Origin of the sequence: Streptomyces sp. W16, assembly GCF_033194735.1 — a bacterium.
GTDB lineage: Bacteria > Actinomycetota > Actinomycetes > Streptomycetales > Streptomycetaceae > Streptomyces.
In genome coordinates this window covers 21,357-27,713 of the sequence record NZ_JAWOAI010000068.1, presented here as the reverse complement: position 1 = coordinate 27,713, position 6,357 = coordinate 21,357, and the positions used below count along the sequence as shown (strand labels likewise).

The window sequence follows — 6,357 nt, the reverse complement described above, 5'->3', positions numbered from 1 at the left end:
CGGAGTTCCGCTCGGCCGGGGCGGCGCGGCTCGGCGGTGTCCTCGTCGGGTGTGCCGGTGCGGGTCCACTGGCCGACCACCGGGAGGTCGCCGGCGAGCCAGCTCTCGCGGCAGGCACCGCGCTGCACCTTGCCGCTGGTGGTCTTCGGGATGGAGCCGCGCCGGACCAGTACGAGGGTGTGCGGGTCGATGCCGCAGTGCTGGGTGACGGTCTGCCGGATCCGGGCCGCCAGCTCGGCGACCTCGGCCTCGGGGAGGGTGCCCTTGGCGATCTCGTGGACGACGACCAGGCGTTCCGTGCCCACCGGGTCGGTGGTCTCCTCGATCGCGAAGGCGGCGCCGCGCAGTCCGGCGAAGAGCGGGGACACCTCGCGGACCGCGTGCTCGATGTCCTCGGGGTAGTGGTTGACGCCCTGGACGATGACGAGTTCCTTGAGGCGGCCGGTGATGAACAGCTCGCCGTCGCGCAGGAATCCGAGGTCTCCGGTCCGCAGGTAGCCGCCCTCGGGGTGCTCGCCCGGCGCGGAGCCGGCGGGCAGCGCGTGGAAGGTGTCCTGGGTGGCCTCGGGCCGGTTCCAGTAGCCGAGGGTCTTGCAGTCGCCCGCGAGCCAGATCTCGCCGACGGTGCCGTCCTCGCGGGGGGTGCGGGTGTCGGGGTCGGTGATCAGGACTCGGGTCCCGCCCGTGGCGGGACCGCAGCCGACCAGCGGCCAGGGTGTCACCCCGACGGCGTCGGCGGGCAGTACCCGGATCTCCTCGCCGGGCCGGTGCGAGGTGGCCATCAGGGTGAACTCGGCGAGTCCGTAGGCGGGTCGGAAGGTCTCGCGGCGGAAGCCGAAGTGCCCGAACCGTTCGGTGAAGGCGTCGAGCACCCGTTCCTGGACACGTTCGGCGCCGATGCTGGTACATCGCCACCTGCTGAGGTCGAGGCCTTCGGTCTGCCGGTCGCCGACCCGTTTGAGGCAGTAGTCGTAGGCGAAGGCCGCGCCGGAACTGTGTGTCGCGCCGAACTCGGAGATCGCCCGCAGCCAGGCCGCCGGTGACTTGAGGAAGCTCATGGGCGTCATGAGGTACGAGGGGATGCCGGACCACAGCGGCTGTATCAGCCCTTCGACCAGGCCGTAGTCGTGGAAGTAGGGCATCCAGCAGACGCTGACGCTGTCGTCGTCGTACGACCAGGTGCGGCGGATGTCCTCGGCCTGGGCGAGCAGGTTCCGCTGACTGACCATCACCCCCTTGGGGGTCGAGGTCGAGCCCGAGGTGTACTGCAGGTACGCGGTGTCGGACGGGGCGATCGGGCGCGGTTCGAAGGGGTCGGGCCGCTCGTCGGTGTGCTCCAGGACGAGGTGGTCGGCCGCGGCGAGGTCGGGGGTGCGGGCGCACAGGTCGCGCAGGCCGGCGGTGGTGCTCACGGAGCTGATGACGGCGACGGGGGCGGCGTCCTGGGCGACCGCCAACAGCCGGGAGAGCTGGGCCGGTTCGGCGGCCGGTACCGGCACGGCGACCAGGCCTGCGTACAGGCAGCCGAAGAAGCCGGTGAGGAAGTCGATGCCGTGGCCCACCACGATCAGGACCCGGCCCCCGGGCTCGTGCCGGAGCAGCCGGGACGCGACCAGTCGTGCCCGGCGGTCCAGCTCCTGGTAGGTCACCGAGTCGACGGTCGTCAGGTGTTCGTCCAGGAGGGTGTAGGCCGCTCGTTCGGGCCGGTCCGCGATTCGCTGTGCGAGCAGGTCGATGAGGGTATCCACGGCGCACCGCTGACGACTACGCACTCTTTGTTTTCCTCTCCGGCGGATCCAAAGGACAGCGAGAATGGCAAATACAATCCGCAGGTAAAATTTCGTACGGATGCGTGAACTCGACGGGTGGCTTCAAATGAGACACATGACAGCCAGTGGCGCGCTATGACTTTCCCTCGAATTTGACCCTCCCATTACGCGAGCGAGCGAATCAGGGAAAGCTGGAGGCAGCATGCGCCATCGAACGTGGCCGTACCCACGATCGTGAATCATTGCACGGCGATAGGCGAAGCCCACGGGAATCTGAAATGGTCTGGAAACCGCTGGAGTGGCCGGGGTGGGGGTTTACCCCGCCGCCGGTCGGCACCGTCAGGGCGCCGACTCCAGCATCGGCCGCTGGTCGCTGCTGTCCGCTCCGCCGCTCGCCGGGGCCCGGCGTACCGGAACGAAGAGGATCGCCACCGCCGCCGCGGTGATCGCCGCCGCGCCGGTCCAGACCGCCGGGACGAGGCCGTCGGCGAAGCGCCGGGCGCTGGTGTAGTCGCCGTGGGCGGTGAAGACGCTGGTGAGCACGGCCACGCCGAGCGCGCCGCCGACCTCGCGCATGGCGCTGTTGGCGCCGGAGGCGACGCCCTGTTCCTCCGGCCGCACCGAGGACATCAGGACGTTGGCGAGGGGCGCGAAGAACAGCGCCATACCGGTGCCGCCGAGCACGAAGGGCGGCACCTGGGCGGCGTAGGACATGTGCGGGCCGAGCAGCAGGGCCAGCCAGCCGAGTGAGGTGGCCTGGAGGGTGAGGCCGACGGCGATGAGGGTGCGACCGCTGATCCGGTCGGAGAGCGCGCCGGCGACGGGGGCGACGATCATCGGCATGCCGGTCCAGGGCAGCAGGCGCAGCCCGACCGTCATGGGGCTGTAGCCCTCGGCGATCTGCAGGAACTGGCTGAGCAGGAAGATCGAGCCGAACATGCCGGCCGACATGAGCAGGGAGGCGGCGTTGACGGCGCCGAAGGCCCGGCGGCGGTAGAGCCGCAGCGGCAGCAGCGGGTGTGCGGTGCGCGCCTCCCAGAGCAGGAACGCGGCCAGCAGTACGACGCCGCCGAGCAGGCCGGCCAGGACGAGAGGGCTGCTCCAGCCGTCGGAGTTGCCGCGGATCACGCCGAGCACGATGCCGAAGAGTCCCGCGCTGGCCAGGGCGGTGCCGACGACGTCCAGGCCGTCGTTCGGGCCGCGGCTCTCGGTGAGGCGGAAGCGGGACAGCGGCAGCAGGACGAGGCCGACGGGGACGTTGAGGGCGAAGATCCACTGCCAGGAGAGGTGTTGCACGATCGCACCGCCGACCAGTGGGCCGAGCGCGATGGCCAGGCCGTTGACGGCGCCCCACGCGCCGAAGGCCAGACCGCGCCGGTTCGCCGGGACGGCGGCGGAGAGCAGGGTGAGGGTGAGCGGCAGCAGGATCGCGGCGCCCGCCCCCTGCACCGCGCGGGCGGCGATCAGGCTGCCGATGTCCGGCGCCAGGGCCGCGCCGAGCGAGGCGAGGGTGAAGATGCCCAGGCCGATGCCGAAGAGGCGGCGGCGCCCGAAGCGGTCGCCGAGCGCGGCGCCGGACATCAGCAGCACGGCGAAGGTCAGGGTGTAGGCGTTGACCGTCCATTCGAGGTCCGCCAGACCGCCGCCGAGATGCCGACGGATGGCAGGTAAGGCGGTGGTGACGACAAGGTTGTCGAGGGCCGCCATGAATCCGGCGGCACTGGTCACCGCGAAGGTCCAAAGAGCCCGTCGATTGGTACTGGAGTCGCTGCTCATGAGTTCCCCATCGGATGCGGATGTATGCGTGATCGATGACTGATTCGACACAAGGAGCCGACTGTCCGGGAATGTTCCGGGTGGCGACGGCCGGGAATGTCATGGAATCCGGCCGAAGGCGGACAGAAACAGCTGCCGCGTCGGACCGGCGGAGCGGAGAACCCTTTGTCGCGATTTCGCGTCGTCTCGTCCGCCGGTGGGTTCTTCGGCCCGTTTGTTCGGGCTCTCGCGCGAGCGACGCCCGACGGCGGGCATCAGAGTACGGCAGGACGAGCGGGCCGTGTCCAGAGTCGGCCTCGTCACCCGTTCACCGTCGCGTACGATGATCGACCCGCCTGGATGATCGTGAACTGGCCGTGTTCCAGGCGCAGTTGACGACAGCCGCGGATGTCTTCCCCGGCCGGGCAGCACATGGAGAAGTGGCTCATGACCGCAGAAGAGGTTCTGGTCGTCGGTGCCGGCGTGGTGGGGGCCTCGGTGGCCTGTCACCTCACCCGGCTGGGGCACGACCGGGTGACGGTGCTCGACGCCCGTGATCGTGGTGTGCTGCCCGGGTCGACCGGCCTGGCTCCGGGTTTCGTCGGCCGGCTCAGCGCGACACCGGAACTGACCGTCCTCGCCGAGGACAGCGTCGCCACGTATCTGGCGCTCTCGGCGAGCGCACCGGAGCCCGCCTTCTGGCAGGTCGGCTGCCTGGAGGTCGCCACCACGGCCGCACGCCTGGAGGAGGCGCACCGGGACGTCGAGCACGGCCGTCGGCTAGGTATCGAGGCGCGAGTTCTCGACGCGGCCCAAGCCGTCGCGCTGGCACCGGAGTTGGTCGCCGCGGACCGCGCGCTTGGCGCGCTGCACATCCCCTCGGACGGTGCCGCGGACCCGGTGGCGCTCACCCGTCTGCTGGTCGATGCGGCCGAGCGGCGCGGGGCCCGCTTCCGCTGGAACACGCCTGTCCGGGCGCTGGAGGTCGAGAGGGGCACGGTCGTCGGCGTCCGCACGGGCGAGGGCGGCGAACTGCTGCGAGCCGGGCGGGTCGTGGTGGCCGCCGGGATCTGGGGGCCGGTCCTGGCGGCCTCCGCCGGAGTCCGGCTGCCCATGGTGGATGTCCAACACCCGTACCTGTACACGGAAGAGGTGCCCGGACTCGACGACACCCCCATCGACACCCCGATCGTCCGCTATCCCGATCACTCGGTCTACACCCGCCGGCACGGCCGCCGTTACGGCCTCGGCAGCTACGGCCACACACCGCTCCCCCTGACCCCGTCCGCCTCCCTCGCATCGGCCGAACTCCCCTTCCGGGAGGCCGACTTCGGCTCCGCCCTGGCGGAGGCCACCGCGCTGGTGCCGGCCTTCCGCACCGCACGCCGGGGGCGCGCTCTCAACGGTGTGTTCGCCATGACACCGGATGAGATCCCGCTGGCCGGTCCCGCCGCCGGAGTGTCCGGGCTGTGGTTCGCGGAAGCCTCCTGGGTCACGCACGCGGCCGGTGTCGGACGGCAGTTGGCGAACATGCTGCTGGAGACCGGCGATCTCCTCGTCGACCCCGACCGCTTGTCCCCGGGCCGCTTCGCCGCCTGGAGCGAGGAGAGGATCCGCGCGACCGCGCTCGGCCACTACCAGGGCGTCTACGACGTCCACTGACAACCGCCCTGCCGCAGCACACCGTTGGACCGTGCCGGTCTACTCCGTCCGTCGCACTCTCCTCCTTTGGTGGAGGAAAACCTCAGCCGTCGGCCGATGTGGCGCATGAGCATGCTTTGCTTGAATCGACTCGCCCAACCAACGGAATATGGGGAGTCGAGACGTGGAAGCCCTACTCGTTCTCACGGACGACGAACGGTCCCAGCTTGCCGAGCGGCTCGGGAGCGTCGAGGCCAGTCCCTACAAGGACTACCCGGAATTCAGTGAACTCATCTCGAAAATTGTGGCCGACGGCGGAGTTCCCGCCCGACTGCTCCGGACCGCCGAGCGGATCCGTTCCGAGCGTTCCGAAGGTATTGCGGACGCGCACGTACTGCGTAACTGCCCGGTGGACGAGGACCTTCCGGAGATAGGCAACGAAGACCCGTCCGCCGAGAAGAAGAGCCGGAAGGTCACCTTCATCGGTGAGGGCTTTCTGGAGCTGCTGGCCCAGATCACCCAGACACCACTGCTCTCCTATGCGAACCGGTTCGGCGGCGACTTCTTCATCGACGTCATCGCCATCAACAAGTACCTCGGGAAGCAGACCGGTTACAACGGCGGCGAGGTCGTGTTCCACAACGACCGCACCGCTCACCCCGTGCGGGCCGACTACATCACCCTTCTGGGAATGCGGTGCCCGCCGGACGATCTGGTCTACACGGGCTTCGTCCCGGGCCGCCGGCTCATCGCCGAGCTCTCGCCGGACATCCAACGGGTGCTGCGCGAGCCGTACTTCGTCACCCCGTTCGACGTCGTCTCGCGCGACGCGAACGACGGCCTCGACAGCACGCCGGCGCACGCGATCCTGAGCGGGGTCTCCTCGCTGCGCTATCTCGACACGCACACCATGACCGCGGCGGACGCGCCGGTCGAGGCCAAGGACGCCCTGCTGGCGTTCAAGAACGCGCTGACCCGGGTGCCCAAGGAGCGGCATCGCATGCAGGAGGGCGACGTCCTCACGTTCGCCAACCAGCACGGTCTGCACAACCGGGAGCAGATCGAGATCAGCGACACCCGGCGCGCGCTCGGCCGCTGGCTGCTCAAGACCTACGCCTTCGCCGACCAGGCCGCGGCCGACGCGCACAGCGGTGCCTGGATCGACGGAATTCCCGGCAAGGTCGGCGACTGA

General features: G+C 69.9%; 4 protein-coding genes. 2 read left to right on the top strand and 2 right to left on the bottom strand.

What is annotated here, in order from left to right; translation table 11 throughout:
- Together R6V09_RS12165 and R6V09_RS12160 are read right to left on the bottom strand one after the other, a co-directional pair.
- The coding region (locus R6V09_RS12165) for a fatty acyl-AMP ligase (protein WP_317881406.1) at nt 1–1,748 on the bottom strand (1,748 nt) is incomplete at its 3' end.
- A gap of 360 nt (nt 1,749–2,108) precedes the next feature.
- Nucleotides 2,109–3,545 (bottom strand): MFS transporter, encoded by a 1,437-nt coding sequence (locus R6V09_RS12160; RefSeq protein ID WP_317881405.1) that lies wholly within the window; start codon nt 3,543–3,545, stop codon nt 2,109–2,111.
- 426 nt (nt 3,546–3,971) lie between these two features.
- Between R6V09_RS12160 and R6V09_RS12155 the strand changes: the two genes are divergently transcribed.
- Together R6V09_RS12155 and R6V09_RS12150 are read left to right on the top strand one after the other, a co-directional pair.
- Nucleotides 3,972–5,186 carry an NAD(P)/FAD-dependent oxidoreductase gene (locus R6V09_RS12155; protein ID WP_317881404.1) on the top strand — a complete coding sequence of 405 codons (1,215 nt, stop codon included), beginning with the start codon at nt 3,972–3,974 and terminating at the stop codon, nt 5,184–5,186.
- Nucleotides 5,187–5,349: 163 nt separating this feature from the next.
- Nucleotides 5,350–6,357: a TauD/TfdA family dioxygenase gene (locus tag R6V09_RS12150; RefSeq protein WP_317881403.1), complete on the top strand. Its 1,008-nt coding sequence runs from the start codon at nt 5,350–5,352 to the stop codon at nt 6,355–6,357.